12 protein-coding genes are annotated in these 19,794 nt (G+C 66.7%); 6 read left to right on the top strand and 6 right to left on the bottom strand.

Annotation, left to right across the window (positions count from 1 at the left end):
• Positions 1–17: 17 nt before the first annotated feature.
• A complete protein-coding gene (locus AAFU51_18385) occupies positions 18–1,229 on the top strand; it encodes a peptidoglycan DD-metalloendopeptidase family protein (GenBank protein MEO1573221.1) in 1,212 nt (403 codons plus the stop codon).
• 52 nt (positions 1,230–1,281) lie between these two features.
• A complete protein-coding gene (locus AAFU51_18380) occupies positions 1,282–1,938 on the top strand; it encodes a macro domain-containing protein (GenBank protein MEO1573220.1) in 657 nt (218 codons plus the stop codon).
• A 14-nt stretch (positions 1,939–1,952) separates the two neighbouring features.
• Here the strand turns inward: AAFU51_18380 and AAFU51_18375 are convergent, their stop codons facing one another.
• From AAFU51_18375 to AAFU51_18350, 6 genes are all read right to left on the bottom strand, one after another.
• On the bottom strand, positions 1,953–3,815 hold the full coding sequence (locus AAFU51_18375) for a glycoside hydrolase family 13 protein (GenBank protein ID MEO1573219.1): 1,863 nt from the start codon (positions 3,813–3,815) through the stop codon (positions 1,953–1,955).
• A 60-nt stretch (positions 3,816–3,875) separates the two neighbouring features.
• Positions 3,876–6,317 (bottom strand): FtsX-like permease family protein, encoded by a 2,442-nt coding sequence (locus AAFU51_18370; protein ID MEO1573218.1) that lies wholly within the window; start codon positions 6,315–6,317, stop codon positions 3,876–3,878.
• 200 nt (positions 6,318–6,517) lie between these two features.
• Positions 6,518–7,903, bottom strand: a complete 1,386-nt coding sequence (locus AAFU51_18365; GenBank protein MEO1573217.1) for an FAD-dependent oxidoreductase — start codon at positions 7,901–7,903, stop codon at positions 6,518–6,520.
• Positions 7,896–9,338 (bottom strand): hypothetical protein, encoded by a 1,443-nt coding sequence (locus AAFU51_18360; GenBank protein ID MEO1573216.1) that lies wholly within the window; start codon positions 9,336–9,338, stop codon positions 7,896–7,898. The genes AAFU51_18365 and AAFU51_18360 overlap by 8 nt, the downstream gene beginning before the upstream one ends.
• Before the next feature lie 144 nt (positions 9,339–9,482).
• Entirely contained in the window at positions 9,483–10,856 is a 1,374-nt protein-coding gene (locus AAFU51_18355) for a DUF4856 domain-containing protein (GenBank protein ID MEO1573215.1), read from the bottom strand.
• A gap of 132 nt (positions 10,857–10,988) precedes the next feature.
• Positions 10,989–13,433: a TonB-dependent receptor gene (locus AAFU51_18350; protein MEO1573214.1), complete on the bottom strand. Its 2,445-nt coding sequence runs from the start codon at positions 13,431–13,433 to the stop codon at positions 10,989–10,991.
• 766 nt (positions 13,434–14,199) lie between these two features.
• Here AAFU51_18350 and AAFU51_18345 point away from each other — a divergent pair.
• The 4 genes from AAFU51_18345 to AAFU51_18330 all read left to right on the top strand — a co-directional run bounded on the left by AAFU51_18345 (position 14,200) and on the right by AAFU51_18330 (position 19,683).
• Positions 14,200–15,123 (top strand): hypothetical protein, encoded by a 924-nt coding sequence (locus AAFU51_18345; GenBank protein MEO1573213.1) that lies wholly within the window; start codon positions 14,200–14,202, stop codon positions 15,121–15,123.
• 135 nt (positions 15,124–15,258) lie between these two features.
• A complete protein-coding gene (locus AAFU51_18340) occupies positions 15,259–15,846 on the top strand; it encodes a sigma-70 family RNA polymerase sigma factor (protein MEO1573212.1) in 588 nt (195 codons plus the stop codon).
• A 97-nt stretch (positions 15,847–15,943) separates the two neighbouring features.
• A complete protein-coding gene (locus AAFU51_18335; protein MEO1573211.1) occupies positions 15,944–16,936 on the top strand; it encodes a FecR domain-containing protein in 993 nt (330 codons plus the stop codon).
• On the top strand, positions 16,933–19,683 hold the full coding sequence (locus AAFU51_18330) for a carboxypeptidase regulatory-like domain-containing protein (GenBank protein MEO1573210.1): 2,751 nt from the start codon (positions 16,933–16,935) through the stop codon (positions 19,681–19,683). Before AAFU51_18335 ends, AAFU51_18330 begins: the two co-directional genes overlap by 4 nt.
• The last annotated feature ends 111 nt before the right edge of the window (positions 19,684–19,794 follow it).

Here is a 19,794-nt window from a genome sequence, read left to right as displayed (position 1 = left end):
ACCTCGCCTTGCTACTCATGCTGTCTGCTTTACCGCTGCGCCTGCTCGTGCTCGGGTCGCTCGTTGCGCTAGCTCCGCTTAGTTGGGCACAAAGCACGCTCTCCGAGCGCATCCAGTCCCAGAACGCCCTCCGCGACCTGGAGAGCGAAATCGAGGAGTTCTCCGCCCGCATCGATGCCACGCGGGCCGATGAGCAAACGGCCATGGCGACGCTGCGCGAACTCGACGCCGAGTTGGGGTTGCGGGAAGACCTGATCGCCTCCTATCGCGGGCGACTCCGCCTCCTAAATGCGCGCACCGACTCGCTCCAGCGCGGCGTCGACGCCCTGGAGGCCGAGATCGAGTCGCTGCGTGAATCGTATGCGACGCGGGCCCGATCCGCCTACAAACGGAGCCGCCTGTCCGACCTCGCGCTGATCCTCTCGGCGCAGTCCGTGACCCAGGCGCTCGTACGGGCGCGCTACCTCCGCCGCTTCACGGAGGACCGGCAGCGCCAGATGGACCGCGTCCGCGAACGTACCGCCGCGCTCGAAGCGCAGCGCATCGAGTTGGACGCCGCCAAAGGAGACGTGCAGGGACTCATTGCGCGCGAGCGAAGCGAGCAGTCTGAAATCGCCTCACGCAAGGACGAGCGGACGGCCCTGGTGACGCAACTCTCGGGGCAGCGGGCGGCGCTCGAAGCTGAGATCCGCCAGCGCGAAGCCGATGCCACGGAACTGCGTACGCGTATCAGCGCCCTCATTCAGACAGAACGCAGTGAGGCCCTCAACCCAGCCGATACGCGTTCCGAGGCAGAAATTGCCCGCGCCGCTCGGCTCTCGGGCTCGTTCCGCGACAACCGGGGCCGTCTGCCTTGGCCTGCCCTCGGCACGCTGGTGGGACGCTACGGCCAGCGCACCAACCCGGTCACCAACACCATCACGACCGCCCCCGGCATCGACATCAGCACAGCGGCGGGGGCCGAGGTGCGCTCGGTGTTCGACGGCGTTGTCGCGCGCGCCTCGCGGATGCCGTCGTTCGGCAGCTACCTCATCATCGAGCATGGCGACGTGAAGACGGTCTACGGCAACCTCTCGCTCGTGAGCGTGGCGCCCGGCGACCGCGTGCGAAGCGGCCAAGTCATCGGTCGTGCCGGTACGGCGACCACACCGCGTGGCGCTGGCGTGTTCTTCGCCCTCTACGACGGCAACGACGAGCAAGACCCGCTCCCCTGGCTCCGCCCGCGGTAGCGCCCGCGCTTCGGTTCTGAAGCCACGTCCTACCTCCTCGACAGCATCGCTCATGAACAATCCCGCCACCTTAAGCCCTATGCGCATCGTGTTGGCGGCCGTCCAACCTTCGATGGCACGGGCGTGGCGTGCGCATTGCAGCGACCTCCCCTTTGCCGAGGTGCACGAAGGCTCCATCCTGGACCTGAACGTGGATGCTGTAGTCAGCCCAGCCAACAGTTTCGGCTTCATGGATGGCGGGATCGACGCGGTCTACCTCGACCATTTTGGTCGCCAGCTTCAGGATCGCTTGCGCGAGGTCATCGTGGAGCAACACGCCGGTGAGTTGCTTGTCGGTACGGCTGCGATACTCCCGACGGGAGCCTCGACGATCCGTCACCTGATAGCGGCACCCACCATGCGCGTGCCTATGATTCTACGAGACTCAGTGAACCCCTATCTGGCGGCCCGTGCGGTTCTGCTGTTGCTGCGCGACGGCACTTTCACTGATGGCGTTCCTGTCTCGGATCGCGTTCGCTCCGTCGCGTTTCCTGGCCTCGGCACAGGCATCGGACAGATCAGCCCAAACATTTGCGCACACCAAGTGCGGGCAGCCATCGACGAAGTCGTGTTAGGCAAGCACGCAATGCCTCGCTCCTGGGCCGAGGCCAGCGAACGGCACCAGCTTCTGTATACCGACCGGCTAACGCGTTTACAGCACCGACGCTAGACTGTCCGGCAGAGTCAACGGCTCAACTCGAGCACCAGCGTCGTCCGTGCAGGGAGCGTGACCTTTTCACCGTCGAGGATGTAGCGCTCACCAGACACGACATCGCGGCCTGAGGTGACGCCCTGGAGCCGCTCCGAAAAACGGTCGAGGCCGAGATCGTAGGGCTCGTCGTTGCGGTTGACGACCACCATCACCGCATCGCCGTTCGGCTCATCTTCCCAGCGGAAGTAGACGTAGGTGCCGTTGCGCGGGACGAACTGCGTGAGCCGACCGTCGTGCACCACTTCAGCAGTCTTCCGCCACTGCGCGAGCGCACGGAAGTGCTCGACGGTCAGCGCCTCCTCGGGCGTACGGTCCGCCGCCTCGAACACGCTGCGGTCGTCGTCGGGCCAGCCGCCGGGCATCGTCTGACGGCGTACGCCGTGGCCGAGCGCCTCGTCGCCGTCGTTCTCGAAGGCGAGTTCGGTGCCGTAGTAGACCTGAGGGATGCCGCGCGTGGTCAAGAGCACCGCGAGCGCCATGCGTACGGCTGCGGCATCGCCGCCCACCTGCGTGCGGTAGCGCGGCACGTCGTGATTGTCGAGGAAGGTGACGAGGTCGTTGGGGTGGTCGTAGAGGTAGTCCTGCGACAATTGGATGTATAGCTCGAAGAGGCTGCTGTGGTCTTGGAAACCGCGGACGAGGGCATAGTGCACCTGGAAGTCAGTCACGCTGCGGAGGCGCGCGTCGTAGCCGTCGGTGTGCCCCTCGAAGCCGGTCTGCCAGTAGGCTTGGTGCGCCGTCCGCTGCAGCCACGCCTCGCCGACGATGTTGAACGTGGGAAACTCGGCCATGACATAGTCCACCCAGCGCGCCATGTAGTCCTTGTCGGGGTAGACGTAGGTGTCCATCCGGATGCCGTCGATGCCGGAGTGCTCGATCCACCAGACGGTCTTCTGGAGGAGGTACTGCGCCAGCAACTCGTTCTTCTGATTGAGGTCGGGCATCTCGCGGACGAACCAGCCATTGAGCAGCCGATCACGGTCGCTATCGGACGCGTACGGGTCGAGCGCCGCCGCGCCGACGTAGTTGGTCTGGCCGTATTCCTCCCAGCTGTTGAACCAGTCCGACGTCGGCGGGTCGGCCATCCACCAGTGACGGTCGCCGACATGGTTGTGGATCATGTCCATGATGACCTTCATCCCGCGCGCATGGCAGGCGTCGACCAGTTCGATAAACTCGTCGTTGGTCCCAAAGCGCGGGTCGATGGCGTACATGTCGGTCGCCGCGTAGCCGTGATAGGCGCCGTATTCGGGCGTCATGTCGTTCTCGAAGACGGGCGTGAACCAGATCGCGGTGAGGCCGAGGTCATCGAGGTAGTCGAGGCGGTCGATCACGCCGCGCATGTCGCCGCCCTGGCGCGCGTTCACGTCGCTGCGGTCGACGCCTTCTAGGTAGCCCGGGATCGAGTCGTTGGCGACATCGCCGTTGGCGAAGCGGTCGGGCATCATGAGGTAGATCACGTCCTCGCTCGAAAAGCCCTGCGCGTAGGTGCCCGGCTGGCGGGTACGCGGGCGTAGCTCGTAGGCGTGCGTGAGGGCGCCATCGGGATGATCGAAGCGGAACGTGAGCGTGCCCGGCTGCACGTCCGGCGCGAGGTCGAGCGTCAGGAAAACGTAGCTCGGGCTCTCTACCGCGACTGTCTCGCGGAGCGTCACGCCGGGGTAGGCGTCGAGCGACACGCGGGCTCCGGCGAGGTCGTCGCCGTAGACGAGCACCTGCAACTCGGTGTGGACCATCCCCGCCCACCAGAACGCAGGCTCGACGCGCTCGATAGCGGGCTGGGCAAGTGCGGGAAGCGCGAAAGCAAGCGCGAAAACAAAAAGCAGACGACGCATCAGTCGGGGGAACGGGTGGAAGCAGCGCATACGTGGAAGTATACCGCTGCAACCACCTCCCTATTCCCCGCGCCGAATGGCAGCTACGGGGTCCGTCATCGCAGCGCGTCGGGCTTGCAGGCTCACCGTCCCGAACGCCACGCCGAGCACGATCAGGCCCGCCAGCACGAACGGGATCGGGCTGAGACTTGTCTGGTAGGCGAACGAGTCGAGCCAGCGCGTGAGGCCGAGGTAGGCGAGCGGCCAAGCGACCACCATCGCCACGAGCACGAGCTGCACGGACTCGCGCGAGAGGAGCAGGATCAGGTTGCCCACGCTCGCGCCGAGCACCTTGCGCACGCCGATCTCTTTCGTGCGCTGCTCCGCGGTGAAGCTCGCCATGCCCAGCAGGCCGAGACACGCCACGAGGATGCCGAAGAGCGCGAAGCCCGCCGCCACGCGCCCGAGCGCCCGCTCCGCGCGGTAGAGCTGCGCGAGGCTCTGGTCGAGGAAGGTGTACTCAAACGGCTTCTCCGGCACGAACGCCGCCCACTGGGCCGCGATGTGGTCGAGCGCGGCCGTGGGGTTGCCCGCGTCGAGGCGGATGACGAGGTAGCGCCCGAAGAAGCCGAAGTTGTTCGCCGCGAAGCGGTCGAGCACGAACGGCCCCACGGGCGTGCGTAGCGAGGTGTAGTGAAAGTCCGAGGTCACGCCGATCACGGTGCGGTCGTCGAAGGTGCGGCCAAGCGCGTTCTCCGGGCTCTCCCACCCGAGGTGGCGCACCATCGCCTCGTTGACCATCACGGCAGACGAATCGGTGCCGAAGTCCTGCGAGAACCCACGCCCGGCGACCAGGTCGAGCGCGAGCGCCTCCACAACCTCGTCGTGGACTAAGAGTCGGGGGAACTGGACGCGGTCCTCCTGGCCGTCGAGGCCGTACGAGTTCGTCTGGTACTTGCTGCCGGGCACGTCCTCTGTCGCCGTCACGGCGAGCACGCCGGGGTGCTGCTGGAGCGCACTGCGGAAGGCGTCGTACTGCTGGATGATCGGCGAGCGCTGCGTGGGCACGAGCACGACCTGCTCCTCCTCAAAGCCGAGGTTCTTCGACTGGAGGTAACCAAGCTGCTGGAACGCGACGAACGTCCCGACGAGGAGCGCGATGGAGAGCGCGAACTGCGCCACGACGAGGCCCTTCCGGAGGACGGCCGACGCTTTGAGGTTGCCCACGCGGAGGTCGCCCTTGAGCACCTTCGCCGGGCGGAAGCCGGAGAGGAACACGGCCGGATACAGCCCTGAGAGCACGCCCACAACGAGCACGACCATAAGAAGGCTCAGCGGCACCGTCGGGTGCTCGATGGGGTTGACGCTCAGCGCCTTGCCCGCGAGTTCGTTCAGGAACGGCAGCAGCAGCAAGATGAGCGGCACGGCTAGCACGAGCGCCGCGAGCGTTGTCAGGATCGACTCGCCGAGGAACTGCCGGACGAGTTGCCCCCGCTCCGCACCGAGCACCTTGCGCATCCCGACCTCCTTCGCCCGCTGTGCACTCCGCGCCGTGGCGAGGTTCATGAAGTTGATGCACGCGATGAGCAGCACGAAGACTGCAATCGCGGAGAAGATGTAGACGTACGCGATGTCGCTGTTGGGCGCCATCTCGAAGTCGAGTGCCGAGCGGAGGTGGATGTCGGTGAGCGGCTGGAGGTAGAGCCGCACGTCGGCCTTGATGAAGTCGGGGAAGTAGCGGTCCACGTACGCCGGGAACTGCGCCTCCAGCGCCGTCGGCGCGACGCCCCCGCGGAGCAGCACGTAGGTCCAGGCCGGGTTCCAGTAGTAGTTTTCCGTGAGGTTCGGCCCCATCCACTGGTTCAACGTGACGAACGCGCCGAGGATGTCGTACTGGATGTGCGACTGGTCCGGCTGCGGCGCGACGACGCCCGTGACCTCGAACTGCCCCTGCCCCTCGAAGGTGAGCGTCTGCCCGATGGGGTCGTCCTCGCCGAAGTACTTCGCCGCGATGGCGGGCGTGATGAGGAGCGTCATCGGCTCGGTGAGCGCGCGGCTCGGATCGCCCGCGAGCAGTTCCACGTCGAACACGTCGAAGAGCGACGAGTCGGCGAAGAAGAAGCGGGCCTCGTTGTGGCGGATCAGGCCCGCCTGCACGGCGGCGGCACTGTCTGCGCCGACGAGGCCATCCGTGGGCGGGCGGTACTCGAACGTGACCGTTGGCTGCTGGAGGTTGAAAAACCGCACCGACGCCTCCACCTGCGCGTCGTGGTCCGTCCAAATCGTTTCCCCGACCGGCAGCGGCTGGCTGGCCGACTCCTCCGCGCCTTCGATGATCTCGACGACGCGGTAGATGCGGTCGGCGTTGGCGTGGTGTTGGTCGTAGGCGAGTTCGTCCTGCACGTAGCGCACGATCAACACAAAGCACGCGATGCCGATGGCGAGCCCGAAGATGTTGATGAACGCGTAGCCGGGCTGGCGACGGAGCGCGCGCCACGCGACGGTGAAGTAGCTGCGGAGCATGGGTGGCAGGCGGTTCGAGGTGGGGTCAGGACACAGAGGCCAGACGCGTGCAGCTCGCTCATGGGAAGGAGGGGTGCTGCTTTTTTAGCGCCGAGAAGTTCTGGAGCTACGACCGTCTTCTCCCCGGGATGCACCAGGTGTGCTTCGCGCAGGATCGGACAACTGTGCACCCTGGCCACACCTTCGAGGGCCGTCCAGCACTAGCCCTCGGCACGCAGCCTCGTTCCCGTGCGTGATCGCGCGACGGACCGCAGCGCCGCGTGCCTCGACGCCCACGACTCGGCCTCTGCGAACAGGTCGTGGGTGTGCAGGTAGCGAAACGTGCTGGCCCGCCCTGCGAGCGTGAGATTCGTGAAGCGGCGGAGGTATGCCTGCACGCGCTCCACGTAGACTCGGTGCCCAACCTCTAGCACCGGGTAGGCGTGCGGGAGCCGGAGGCTATGCATGCTCAGCACCGGGTCGAGCCGCGCCCCTAGCGCACGACGAAGGTGCGCGAGCAGCGCCTCCGTGAAGCTCTCGTCGTCGTGGGTCCACCAGGCATCCCTCGCGCTACATGGTACCTCCACGACCAGCGCAGTCCGATCCGACGGAGCCATCTCCGGACTGCGGTTCTTCGGTTCGTAGAGCCGCGTGAATGGGAGCGACGGCTCGGGGAAATAGAGCGAGGCGTGTGACGAATAGCTGGGGCGGCCCAGCCGCAATATGGCCAGCCGGACATGCCGGTAGCGCAGTCTCGCCGCGGCCTCCCGAACGGCCGCGGGCGGTGCCGGGTCGAGCAGGCCGAGCAGGAGGGACAGCGGCAGCGTGGACACGACCTGCGTCACAGGCACCGGCGCCCCATGGTTGACGACAACTGCCTGGACGGTTCGTCCTTCGTCTGTGGATGTGTACCCGACGCGGGTGACCCGCGCGTTCGTGCGGAGGTGATCCGGGCCGACCGCCTCTGCAAGCGCGTCGGCGAGCATGCCGAAACCGTGCTGCGGGTATAAGAACACCCCGTCAAGGTGAGCCGTCGCGGTACGGGGCCCAGCGAACTCGCGGAGGAAGGTGCCGACGGTCAGCCCGCGCAGCCGCCCACCTGCCACCTGCGGGTCCAGGCGATTGGCGGCGAGGCCCCACAGTTTCTCAGAATAGCTGAGCAGAAAGGACTCGGCGAGCGTAGGCCCGTAGCGGTCAAGCGCAAGGTCGCGGAACGTAGCCGGAGGCCCTGACCGGCGCAGCAGACGTGGGAGGACTTCGACGGCGACGCGCGCCAGCGTTCGTGGCCCGAGCTGCCGGGCAGCGTCAAGTGGGCGCAACGGGAAGGCAATGCCGCGCCCCTGGTAGCGGATCTCACTCGGAGCCTCTACGCGTCGCAGCGCATCGCCGAGGAGGGCGTGCCAGGCCGCCGTCGCCCCAGCGTGCTTGTCGTGAAGACGGTGGGCACCCGTGTCCACCAGCGCGTCCTCGAAGCGCAAGGTCCGCGCGTTGCCGCCCAGCGTCGGCGCGGCCTCGAACACCGTCGGCGCGAGGCCGTGCCGCTGTGCGTAGTACGCGGTTGCTAGCCCAGCGAGCCCGCCGCCGAGGATGTGCACCGGGTCACGCATCGGAGAGGGGGTTGTGTGACGGAGCGTAGACATACACCGGCAACGCGGCCCACATGCGGTTGACGTAGGGGTTATGGTAGAACGTATTCGCCTCGGCGAGGACCCATCCTTCGCCTATCGCTGCACCGAGCGGCGCACCCACGGACACGACCGGTACGTCCTGTAGAAGCGCAAGGCGCCCGCGGTCTGCTTCGAGGCTGGGGTCGAGGAAGATCGCCTCGACGCCCTGGGAGGCTAGTGTGTAGCGTACGAGCGGCGTCGTGACGATGTGGAGATCGGCACGCCCAGCGGTGAAGGCATGGAGGTGCGTCGTCGCCTGCGCGATAGCCGACGGCTGCCGGTGCTGCACGGCCAGCGTGATCGCCACGGTCGCCACCGCGCCGTACCCAAGTGCCACGGCCCAGCGCCGGACCCGCGCGTAGCGCCCCGGCTTCTGCCAGAGCTGTGCCCAACCAACGGCCACGACCAACAACACGAGCGCGATGAGCGGGAGCGCATGACGACTCTTGTAGATCACGTTCTGAAAGAGCACCATCCACACGCCGTAGGTCACCGCCGAGGCCGCGAGCCAGATCAGCGTGTGCCGTGCTCGGGCGCTGCGGTGCGCCGCAAAAACGACCGTGCGGGTACCCGCGACCAGGCCGATGAGCAGGCTCGCGCTGGCGAACCCGGTCAGCAGGTGACGTCCCAGCCACCACCCGCCTAGCCCGTCAGCCCAGACCGACTCGACAGCGTGCACCAGCCGCAGCCCGAGCCCCGCGTCCTCGGCGTAGACGGTCCCCCCGAACTCGGTGAAGTGCCCCACCGTCTGCTGAGACGCGGCATCCACGAGCGGCGTCCAGCCCGTGCCAGCGATCAGCGGGACAAGCCATACCGCGACCGACACGAGGCCCGCGGCGATGAGCGGCGCGCTCTGCCGCGAGCGTACCGCTAGCGCCAGCAACGGCGGTACCACGAACGGCACGTACGAGAGCCGCAACCCCGCCAGCACGCCCGCAAGTAACCCCGCTGCAAGTGCGTACGACCGCTTACGTGACTCGAGGGCATGCAGCACGCAGGCGACGGTGGCGAGCGCAACCGCGAGACCGAGCAGGTCGGGCATGTAGCGCGTGCCCATGAGCCAGACGAGCGGGCACGCAAGCACCGCCAGCGCCCATGCCGCGCCGCGCACCGAGCGCAGCGGCATACGCAGGAGCGCAAGCCCGGCCCCAACGAGGGCGACTGTGGCAAACGCGCCCACGAGAGCAAACGCCACCGAGAAACGGCCCGTGAGAAGGAAGAGCGGCATCGCCACGCCCCAGAAGACCGGGTAGCCCGGGAAGTGGGGCTGGAGCGCAGCCAAGTCGAACCCATCGGCGACACTGAGGGCAAAGCGGAGGCTATCGGGGTCCTCGATGTAGGTGACCGTCGTGGCCAGGCGCGTCGTCAGGCTCACGGCGAGCAGACCGACCCAGGCACAGAGGTCTGATGTCGAGTCACCCCAACGCCACGCGCCCCGCCATCGCGAAGACGGCGGGACGCGCGGAGCCGATGGAGGTGTCGGCGGGGCTGCCTCAGCTATGGGCAGGGCAGGCACGGCCTACCACTGGTCCATGTTGGTCTGCGAGAAGCCATACGCCGCCTGGAAGATGTCCTTGGCCTGGTTGAGGTCCGCCACGTAGGCGTCGTACTCAGCCGAGCCCGGGAGGGCGTAGACCGGCGCATTGCCCATCAGCGCGTGGATCTGCTGGAGATCGCTCAGGCTGATGATGTTGAGCGCGCCGCCCGTGAAGCCGCCGTCGCCGCGGTAGGAGAACTGGAGCGCATAGGTAAAGCCCTTCATCTCGCCCCAGAATTTGTTGAGGCTGACGTCGTTCTTGCCGTCGACCTCGGCCTGGGTCAGGCCTTCCATCTCCGTGAGCGTGTCGTTGATGTAGTGCACCGCCGTGGCAGCGATGACCTTCTCGAAGCCCTGCGAGGCGTCCTCGCGAGCGGCAGCCAGTTCGGTCAGGTTGCCGTTGACGACCGCCGTGCGGCCGCGCAGGAAGGCCTCGAAGATCTCCTCGGTGAAGTTGACGCCGACGCCGCCCTTGTCACGCTTCCCAGCGTTGCGGGCGATGCCGAAGTTGTACTCCGTCGTGTAGTCGAGCACGCCGTCTCCGTTGCTGTCCTGGGCGAAGTCGGTCACGCCGCCCGCGAGCATGTCGTCGGTGTAGGTGCGGTAGTTCCGCGCCGCGCCGAAGTAGCCGTAGGCCTCGTCGAAGCGGTGCTCCTGCTCGGTGTCGGGCTTGCCCTCGTCACGCGGCTCCGTGTTGTCCCGGTCCAGGATGTCGGCGAGGTACTTGTTCGAGAGCTGGTCGAAGAGGATGGCCCCGATGAGGATCTTGTTGATCATCTGGGTGAGGTCCACGCCGTCGTCGGTCGTGTAGACGGCCGGCGTTCCGAGCTTCGCGGGGTCGTTGGAGTTGTCCGCGATGATCTGGAAGTAGGCCTGCATCACGTCGTTGACGGTGACGTCCGCAGCCCCGACGAGGCCGGCGCTGTAGAGCAGCGTGGCGTCGGCGCCCTTGCGACCGCGGAGGTTCTTGCCGGTCGAGATCTCCTCGTAGGTCGTCGCGCCGCGGGTAAGGCCGTCCGGCACGCCCGAGAGGATGGCCCGGCCGTCGTCGTCATAGTCGTAGATCTCGTTGAGCTCCGCGACCGTGATCGGCGTGGCGCCCGGCTTGGCGAGGGCGTCGATCGTGGACTTGAGGTCCTGGAGGAGTAGCTGGCGGACGACCATGCCGCCGATGTCGACGGAGCTTTCGCTCTCCTGGCCCTCGAAGGTGCTGGTGAAGTTGTAAGTCGCCGGGACGTCAATCAGGCCGTTGCCCGGGTCCGGGCCTGGGTCGTCGGAGCCGTCGCTGTCGCAGCCGACAAAGACCAGCGCTGCCAGAAGCAGCACCAGCGTAGGTAGGGTTGTGTTGAAGCGCATGGGTATGCGTAGCGTGGAGTTAGTTGGATCGAATGGGGTTCACGGGCCGGATGGCGCGCTGGGTGGACCCGATGAGGGGTCTAGTCCGTGGGACGACACGGTAGGACGCCACGCACGGAATACTTGAGAGGGCTAGAAGCGGTACTTGAGGCTCAGGTTGAGCTGACGGCGAGGGCCAGGCAGGATGCCCGAACTCGCGTTGGCCGTCACCTGTCGTGGGTTCGAGTGGAGCCGCGAGCCGATGTAGACTTCGTCGAGGAGGTTCTTACCGGTGAGTTGGGCTACGAGGCGGTCGCCCACAGGCACGCGGATGCTTGCGTTCAGCACTACGTAGTCGGGGACAGGGCCGGTGTCGCCGCGCCCAGTCGTGAAATCAAGGTTCTCGAAGTCGGTGAAGACCTCGCTCACGTAGCGAGCATCGACGCGCGCCGTGACGCCGCGCACGGTCTGCGAGAGACCCACGGCGACGGTGTGGCGCGGCGCGTAGGGCAACTCGTTGCCCTCGAGGTCGGCGAGGGCGTTGTTCGAGAGCGCCGAGGGAATCACGCCGTCAAGCACTTCCGTGTTGAGTAGCGTGTAGGCGAGGTGGAGTGTGGGAAGGGGACCAAGGACCCCGCCGTTGACGGTACCTGCTACCTCCAAGCCATAGGTGCGCGCGCTGCCCAGGTTGCGGAAGGCCGTACCCCGGCCCGCTGCCACGAGGTCATCAATGTGGAGGAAGAAGCCCGCCACCTCGGCGGCTACGAGCGGCGTGGCCGTGCGGACGCCGAGCTCGAAATTCCAGCTCTTCTCAGCCTCCACGTCGAGCCCCCCCTCGTCGGCGGCTCCGCCGAAGTCCACGATGGTGAGCGCGCCGCTCGACGGCGGCGTGAAGCCGCGGTGGACGCCGCCAAACAGATTCGTCGCGCCAATCTGGTAGTTCATGCCGATGCCGGGGAGCACCACGAGCGTCGTGTTGTCATCAAGCGTGCTACCCTGAAGCCGATCCACGCGCTCCTGCTCAAACGCCTCAACGCGGACGCCCGGTGTGACCTGGAGCGACCCAAACGTCATCCGCTGTTGCGCGAACACTGCGAGGGCTGCAGTCTCGTAGTTCTGCGCCTTAGCGACGACCCCCGCCGCCGGGTTGGTCGCGATGACCTCCGTATCTGGGTCGTCCTCGTCGGGCTGCGTGTAGACGCCCTCGCGCGCATCCGTGGCGTCGCCGAGCACGCGGTCGTCGACGAAGCGCTCGACGTGGAGACGTGCTCCTGCTTCGAGTTCCGAGGCGGCGCCAAGCAGACTATGCTGCCAAGTGTAGGTGTGCTCGACGCCTGCGGCGTAGAAGGTGCGCAGGATGCCGAAGTTGTTGCGCCCGTTGCCCACGCGGACCACCTCGGAGGCATCCGTGATGGCAAACGGACTCACAAACGTGACACTGGTCGGGTCCTGGTTGTACGCGTCGAGGTCGGCTGCGCGGATGAAGACGTCGTTCTCGCGCCACCAGCGGCGGTCGAAGACATTGATGTAGGCACGCGTGAGCGAGGCCAGGCGCGGACTGAGCGCACGGTTGTAGATCGCGTCGAGCGCGGCGCGGCGCACCAGGAAGGTGTCGTCGTCCTTTGGGTTAAAGGTCGCGTCGTCGCCGAACGTGAACTCAGTCAGGCCGGTGTAGGTCGCGCCGTAGTCCTCGATGTTGCCGTTGGCCTTGAGGAAGAGTGTGCTTTGTGGGCTGACACGGATGGTGGCTTTCGCGGTGGCGTTGAGCTGGTAGAAGCCGTTGTTCTCGCGGAAGCCGTCGCCTCGCTTGGCGAGCAGTTGGAGTTCAGGAACGAAGTCGCGCGTTCCGAAGCCACCGACTTCGCCGAAGGCGCTCACATAGCCGTTTTCGCCGACGATGACCTGGCCCTCGCCGCCGAACGACTGACGCGGACGGCTCGTGATGTAGTTGATCACGCCCCCCATTGTCTGCGGGCCGTAGCGAATGGTGCTGCTTCCCTTGATGACCTCCACCCGGTCGATGCGCTCGACGGGCGGGTTGTAGTACATATTGGGGTAGACGTAGACGGCCGGTTGGATCGGAATGCCGTCTTCGAGGACGAGCACGCGGGAGGAGCGGCGCGGGTTGAGTCCGCGGATGCCGATCGAAAGCCGCGCGTTGCCGAAGCCGTCGTCCGCCGCCGAGTTGACGCCAGGGACAAATTCCAAGAGCTCTTGCGTCCCAATCGGCTGAAGTTGCTCGACATCGGCGGCACTCACGAGGGTCGCGGTGCCCGGGAGGCGCTCATAGGCCTGCCCCCGCGTCGCGAGCACCTCGATGCCTTCGATCTCGACCGCAGCCACGTCCAGGTCGATGCGGAGGCCGCGTGCGTCATCGCTGCCCGCAACCACGACGATGCGCTTCGTGGCAAAGCCGATGGAGCGCACTTCGAGGACGACCCGTCCTTCGGGAAGAGTCAGTTGAAAACGCCCCTCAACGTCCGTTGCCGCTCCTCGGAAGCCTGCATTCACCGCCGTGACCGTGGCACCGACGACAGGCGTGCCGGTCCCAGCCTCTACGACCCTACCCGTCACCTGAGCGTCCTTCAGCTGTGACATGCTCGCCGAGAACGCCAGGGAGGACGCAGCCGTGCTACACCACACGGCTAGGAGCACGAGCAGGGTGATTAAGCGAGCGCAGGGAATGACAGGACGCACGAAACCTGGGTGTGGGGTACGAGAGAAGGCCGACACCACCGGGGGCATCAGGGAGTGTGAACCTCGCGAGGGAGGACGCTCGCTAGAACTGGCGAGGATTCGAGGCAGGAGGCTCCTGTCTCGCTCCAGGGGCAGTGGCTGTAGAGTCCGCCATCGTATTGTCCAAAGGCGGATCGAAGCCAAGCAGGCCGTAGCTCCCCCCCGACGTTTCAGTCGAAGTGGGAGCGAGAAGCGGGTCGTCGCCGCAGCCGGTGAAGGTGGCCAGTGCGAGCACGCAGCTTGAGGCGAGAACGACCGCGCGGAGAGATGGGGGGCGCCACATGGAGAGGACGTAGACACTTATTTAGATCGAGTCCAAATATAGCTCCTGCGTGATTCCCTAGCTGTTAGCGTGCTGTCTTCCTCCCACGATTCTCAAATCGTTCATAACGACCAGCGCCCTCCCCTAGCATTGCAAGGCCTCAAAGCGAGGATGCCTCTACCACGACGTTTTCCACTACCTCCCAGTGTTGTGAAGGTCCGCGATCCATGCATCGCTTCCCATCACTTGTCGTCTTTTTCTCTTTCCTACATAGAGACTGGTCACTGCCCGCATGTCCGGGTCTGGTAAAGCGACGGGCGCGCAGACGCCCAGCGCTTTTACCTCCATCCCTACTTCGATCCTTCCATGCTATTTCGTTCTCTTCGCGGTGCGCACTTCAGCCTTGCGCTGCTCCTGATCGCCACAGGTCTCGTCGGCTGTGACTACAAAGACGGTGTTGTGGAGCGCAGCGTCGTCATTCGTGCTGACGCCGACCTTGGCGACGTGCTCATCGGCAACCGTGGGCGCACGCTCTATGTTTTCGCCAACGAGCCCGACGGCACCCCGGCCTGCCTCGGCCCGTGCCTCGACACGTGGCCCGTCTACTTCGTCGAGGAGTTGATCCTCGACCCGCGCCTCGACCCTGCCGACTTTGACGAAATCACTCGCCCCGACGGCCTCAGCCAGATCACCTACAAAGGCTGGCCGCTCTACAATTTCTCGCCCGACGGCAACGGCCAGGTCGAGTCCCCGCGCAGTGTCCTCGGCGACGGCGTCGGTGGCGTCTGGTTCGCCGCAAAGCCGGACTATGGCGTGCTCGTAGCCCGCAAACAACTCGTTGGCGCGGATGGCAACAACTACCTCGAAGATGGTACGCTTGGCGACGCCGTCAGCCGCTTCCTCACCGACCCGGCTGGCATCACGCTCTACCGCTTTACGGGCGACGCCAACGCGACCAACAACTTCACGGCACCCGACTTCAGCAACGATGGCATCTGGCCCCTCTATTTCGAGGCGGGCGCAGTTCCTAGCGCCTACGACCAGGCGGACTTTGGCGTGATCGATGTGTTTGGTCGCCAGCAGTTGACCTTCAAAGGCTGGCCGCTCTACACGTTCTTCGCCGACGAGGTACGGGGCGACACCAAGGGCATCAGCCAGCCCACGCCTGGCACCTTCGTCACCGTGAACAATGGCACGGAGACCGCGCCCGACAGCATCGCCGGGGGCGGTGCCGACAGCGGCTCAACCGGCAGCGAAGGGGGCTATGGAGGCTACGGCGATACCCCGTAGTTTCCCGGCCTGCCACACTGGCCTTCTACCGGGGACGCCCGCTGTGCGGGGGTCCCCACTTTTTTTCACTGGCGACTGGTCAGACCTTGCTGCTGTGGTGCTTTCCTTGCGACTTCCCCACTGTCAGCACGCTACGTGGCCCCGCTTCCTACCCCCCCATCCTCGACGGACGATCCCACGCTCTCGGCACTCTGCCGCCGTATCCGAGCGTCTGATCGCGCGGCCTTCGCCGACTTGTTCCGTACCCTTCGCGTGTCGCTCGTTCGGTACGCCACCTCGTTCACGGGCGATGCCGCTGCGGCGCACGATCTCGTGCAGGATGTCTTCCTCAAGTTGTGGCAGATGCGGACCGACCTCGACCCTAGCCAGCCGATCCAGGGCTTGCTCTTTCGCATGGCACGCAACCGCGCCCTCAACCTCCAACGCAACCGCCGCCGCCGAAGGGCTAAGCACGACAGCATCCGCCTTGAGAATGAATCCTCCTTGGCTCCAGTCGAGCGCGTTGACGCTGACCGGCTCGCCGCTCGCCTTCGGTCATGGATGGCGGACTTACCTGACCGCCAGCGCGAGGCGATCTCGCTCACCCGCTTTCAGCATTTGAGCCATGATCAGGCTGCGGCTGTGATGGGCTGCGCGCCGCGGACTGTCAATAACCACATCGTCCGCGGCCTCGCGACGATCCAAGCCCGACTCGACGCCTTCAATGCTGCTGATCGAGCCTAACGACCATGCCCCCTGCCGAGCGTGCAGCACCCGACTTCGCATCTGCTGATTCCGTGTCTGTCGTTTCGATGAGACACCTCAGCGTACCGTGACCGCAATGAAGCCTGATCTCCCACCCGACCTTCGCGACGCCTACGACGATGCCGACGCAGCAGACCGAGCTGCGGGCCTGTGGCAGGCACTCGCTGCCGCCGCGCCCAATCTCAGCGGCATCCCCTCCACGGAAGACGCACTGGCCGACCTGGAGCGCCGCCTGGACGAGCCCGGCACAGCGTCCTCCTCAGCGACACGTGTTCGTGCGGACCGTCCTGCAATCCGCACCCCGCGTAGACGTAGGCGAGCCCGCTGGGGCGTCGGTATCGCGGCGGTGCTGCTCACGGCGCTGACCTTCGGCCAGTGGTGGGCTCAGCAAGCAGTCACGCTGCGCGCTGCTCCCGGCGAGCAGGTCGCAGCCACGCTGCCCGACGGCTCGACGATCACGCTGAGCGGTGGGACGACGCTGACCTATGCGTCGGGCTTCCGGGCCCTCGGCTTCCGGCAGGCTGACACACGCGCCGTGCGTCTCAACGGTGAAGCGTTCTTCGAGGTCGAGTCTGGCGCGCGGCCTTTTGTCGTGACAACGTTCAACGCGGAGATGACGGTCCTTGGCACGCGCTTCAACGTGCAGGCATACGCCGACGATGGAGACGCTGCGACCCATGTCGTGCTGGAAGAGGGGTCGGTTGCGGTCAACGCGGGCAACACCGAAACCACGGTCGTACTCGCGCCCGGAGAAGCCACCGTGGTGCGCGCCAACGAGGGCGTCGTCGCTCCGACGGCACCCGTGCCTGTCGCGCTCGATCGGGCGCTTGCGTGGCGCGACGGCGGCTTCGTGGCCGAGGCGCAGCCGCTCGCCGATGTGCTCCGCGCCGTGGAGCGCCGCTACGGCGTCACGATCTCGACGGCGACGAACGTCCCGCTTGACCGACAGCTGACGCTCTACCTCGGCCCGCGCTCGGCGGAGGCCCTCATGAACGACCTGGCTCTCGCAGCCGGGCTCCGCGTCGAACCTCGCCACGGTGGCTTCCACGTGTCACCGACGGTACGATGAGCCTGCGTCTCGCCCTCGCGCTCGTGGCACTGCTGCTCGTCCCGCCCGTCGCTGCGCAGGAGCATACATCCGATGCCGGGCGCTACTCGCTCACGATACGCGGCGCCGATGTGACGACGGCCCTGTCTGAGGTCGTCCGTCTCACCGGCATCGACCTCGTCTACCCGTCGGCGTTGGCATCGGATCAGTCCGTCTATTGCTCGGCGAGCGATGCCACGGCCGAGGACCTCCTCCGCTGCGTCCTCGACGGCAGCGGCCTGGATTTCGTGCGGACCTCGGCAGGTACCTACGTGCTTATCGAGGCGCCCGTCCAGCAGCCTCTTTCGGGCCGGCTCGCGGGGCGTGTGGTCGACGCTGGCACGGGTGCGCCTCTCCCCTTCGCGCACGTGCTGCTCGCCGATGCGTCTCTCGCCACAGCTGCCGACGAGGACGGCTTGTTCGCGTTCGCCGACCTGCAGCCGGGTCGCTACGAAGTCGTAGCCACCCACGTCGCCTACGCACCGTCGGGACCGCAGGCCATCTTCGTAGAGCCTGGCATGGCTGCTCGCGTCGAAGTCGTGCTCGACGGGGCCCCCGCGGAGGCTGCACCCGTTGTCGTCGACGGGCTCGCCCAACGCATCCCGTCGGCGCTCCTCGGCCTTGGCGAGCGAGACCTAGCAGGGCATCCGACTGCATCCACCGGCGTGGGCACGTCCGATGTGATGGCGGGCGCTCGAGACTTCCTGGGCGTCGCTGCGGTGCCTGCCGTCGCCGACCTCCACGTGCAAGGGGGAAGCGCCACGGAGCACCTCGTCCTTCTCGACGGCGTGGCTGTCCGCGATCCCGTGGCGCTGGGCCGCCACCTCGGCGCATTCAGCCCGCTCGCCCTGGACCGCATGACGATCCATAAGGCGGGCTTCAGCGGGGCGCTAGGCAGCCAACTCACCGGCGTCGTGGAACTCACACACCGCCTCGACACCGGCCCGGCCGTGGCCATGACAGCGGACCCGGTGAGCACGAACGCGCGCGTGAACACCCCAATCGCGCTCCCTGGCCTCGGATCGGGCGCCTTGATGGTGGCCCTGCGGCAGAGCCTATGGGACGTGCGCCAAGAAGCGGGGCTGCGCACGATGCTGCGCGAGTGGGGCGCGACCGACCCCGTGTTCACGAGTCTGTGGCTCGGCGATGACGTTCGCGCGGACGACCTTGCCGGGGTCGCCTACAGGCCCACCGTTGCCTTCACCGACCTACACGCTGCTGCGCGTTTTCGTCCCGATGCCCTCTCCACCGTCCACGTCTCGGGCTACCACGCGCGCAACCACGTCGATGCCGACCGCGCGGTGACCCGAACCGAGGCTGCTGAAGTGCTCGCGTTCCGCGACGAATATGACTGGCGCAACTGGGCGGGCCAGGCACGTGCCCGTCGGCTTGTGGGTGCGCGCGGCGTGGTCGGCGTGCAGGCTCGCGGTGCGTACCACCGCTCGGGCTACGACTACCGTTTCAACCGCGGCGCCCTCGATCCTGCCGATGCGGCCGCGACCGCCGATGTGCTCTTCGGCCGGGTTGCGGAGGGCCAAGGCGGGAACGCCGCCCACAGTCTAACCGAGTTGGCGCTCGACGTGGATGGCAGCCTCAGCCTCGCGCCTGGCCGCGAGGTGCGGGCCATCCTCGGTGCCGCCTACACCCGGGCCCGCTTCGACGCGGGGCATGTCTTCATCGCGCCGCTCGCCCTTGCTTCTGACGCCTGGCACGTCTACGGGACCGTGGAAGCCCGTGCCACGCTCGGCTTCAGCACCACGTTGGAGGGTAGCACGCGGCTCACGTATGTGCCCGCCTCTCAGACGCTCTACGCCGAGCCTCGCGGTGCGATCCGCTACGACGGCACCGGCGCAGTGGGCGCCTATGCGCTCCGGCTAGCAGGCGGCCTCTATCGGCAGTTCGTGAACGGCTTTGCCTTCCGCAACCCAGGCCCGGCCGCCATTGCTCCTGAATTGCTGTTCTGGCTCCCCGTCTCCGAAGGCGCACCACCCCGTGCCCTCCACCTAGCTGCTGACGCGCTCATCATGCCCAGTGAGACGTGGTCGTTTCGTATCGAGGCGTTTGCGCGGTGGGAAGGCCGCGTGCTCGCGCTGGACGTGCCTGCGCTGCAAGCTGCACGAGACGTAGACGGCCAACTCGTCACCGACGATCGCGACGCCCTTGCGGGCGCGACGGGGCGCACGGTTGGCGGCGGGCTGCGGCTCGACTACCACGGGTCGAGGCTACGCGGAGGCGTGTCGTATGCCTTCGAGGACGCGCAACGTACCGTGCCCGGGCGTTATGACGGGCAACGCCTCGTCGTCCCCTGGTCCGCGCCCCACCGACTTCGCGGGGACGCTGACCTGCGCTTCGACGCAGGGCTTGGGCTGGACGCGGTCGGACTGCGTGCACTCGGTCAGGCCGCAGTCGGGCGCACGTGGGGCTATCGCAGTGCCTACTACGACTATCTCCCCGACGTCTCGTCTCCTCTGCTGGATGCAGGCTTCCGCGCAGAGTTGGACGAGCCTGACACCGCCCAGCTACCGGCTGACGTCCGTCTCGACCTCGGCGTCTATGCCGAGCACGCGCTCGGACCCACCCAGCTACGCCTCGATGTGGGCGTCACGGACGTGCTCGACCGCACGAACGCCTACGACTGGACGCGATCCTCGCCCAACACAGACGGCCTCCCGCGCGAACGAGGCCTGCCGGGTCGCCGGTGGACGGTCCAGCTTCGGATGTCGCTCTAGGGCGTGTGGACAATCGGTCTGATCGGCGCTCATAGCCTCCGTTCGGCCTCCGCTGCGTTCCACTCGTCCCCCGATCCTACAGGATCGCGCTCCTCGTGCGCCTTTCGGAGA

Source organism: Bacteroidota bacterium (genome assembly GCA_039821555.1).
In the GTDB taxonomy this organism is placed as follows: domain Bacteria; phylum Bacteroidota; class Rhodothermia; order Rhodothermales; family Rubricoccaceae; genus JBCBEX01.
The sequence above is the reverse complement of the archived record's forward strand: the minus strand, read 5'-3'. Positions and strand labels throughout refer to the sequence as shown.

Bases quoted from the DNA above. Each gene is read 5' to 3' on its own strand.
- AAFU51_18350 (MEO1573214.1), bottom strand. From the start codon at position 13,433: ATGTCACAGCTGAAGGACGCTCAGGTGACGGGTAGGGTCGTAGAGGCT.
- AAFU51_18375 (MEO1573219.1), bottom strand. From the start codon at position 3,815: ATGCGTCGTCTGCTTTTTGTTTTCGCGCTTGCTTTCGCGCTTCCCGCA.
- AAFU51_18365 (MEO1573217.1), bottom strand. From the start codon at position 7,903: ATGCGTGACCCGGTGCACATCCTCGGCGGCGGGCTCGCTGGGCTAGCA.
- AAFU51_18330 (MEO1573210.1), top strand. From the start codon at position 16,933: ATGAGCCTGCGTCTCGCCCTCGCGCTCGTGGCACTGCTGCTCGTCCCG.
- AAFU51_18385 (MEO1573221.1), top strand. From the start codon at position 18: ATGCTGTCTGCTTTACCGCTGCGCCTGCTCGTGCTCGGGTCGCTCGTT.
- AAFU51_18380 (MEO1573220.1), top strand. From the start codon at position 1,282: ATGAACAATCCCGCCACCTTAAGCCCTATGCGCATCGTGTTGGCGGCC.
- AAFU51_18345 (MEO1573213.1), top strand. From the start codon at position 14,200: ATGCTATTTCGTTCTCTTCGCGGTGCGCACTTCAGCCTTGCGCTGCTC.
- AAFU51_18335 (MEO1573211.1), top strand. From the start codon at position 15,944: ATGAAGCCTGATCTCCCACCCGACCTTCGCGACGCCTACGACGATGCC.
- AAFU51_18355 (MEO1573215.1), bottom strand. From the start codon at position 10,856: ATGCGCTTCAACACAACCCTACCTACGCTGGTGCTGCTTCTGGCAGCG.
- AAFU51_18370 (MEO1573218.1), bottom strand. From the start codon at position 6,317: ATGCTCCGCAGCTACTTCACCGTCGCGTGGCGCGCGCTCCGTCGCCAG.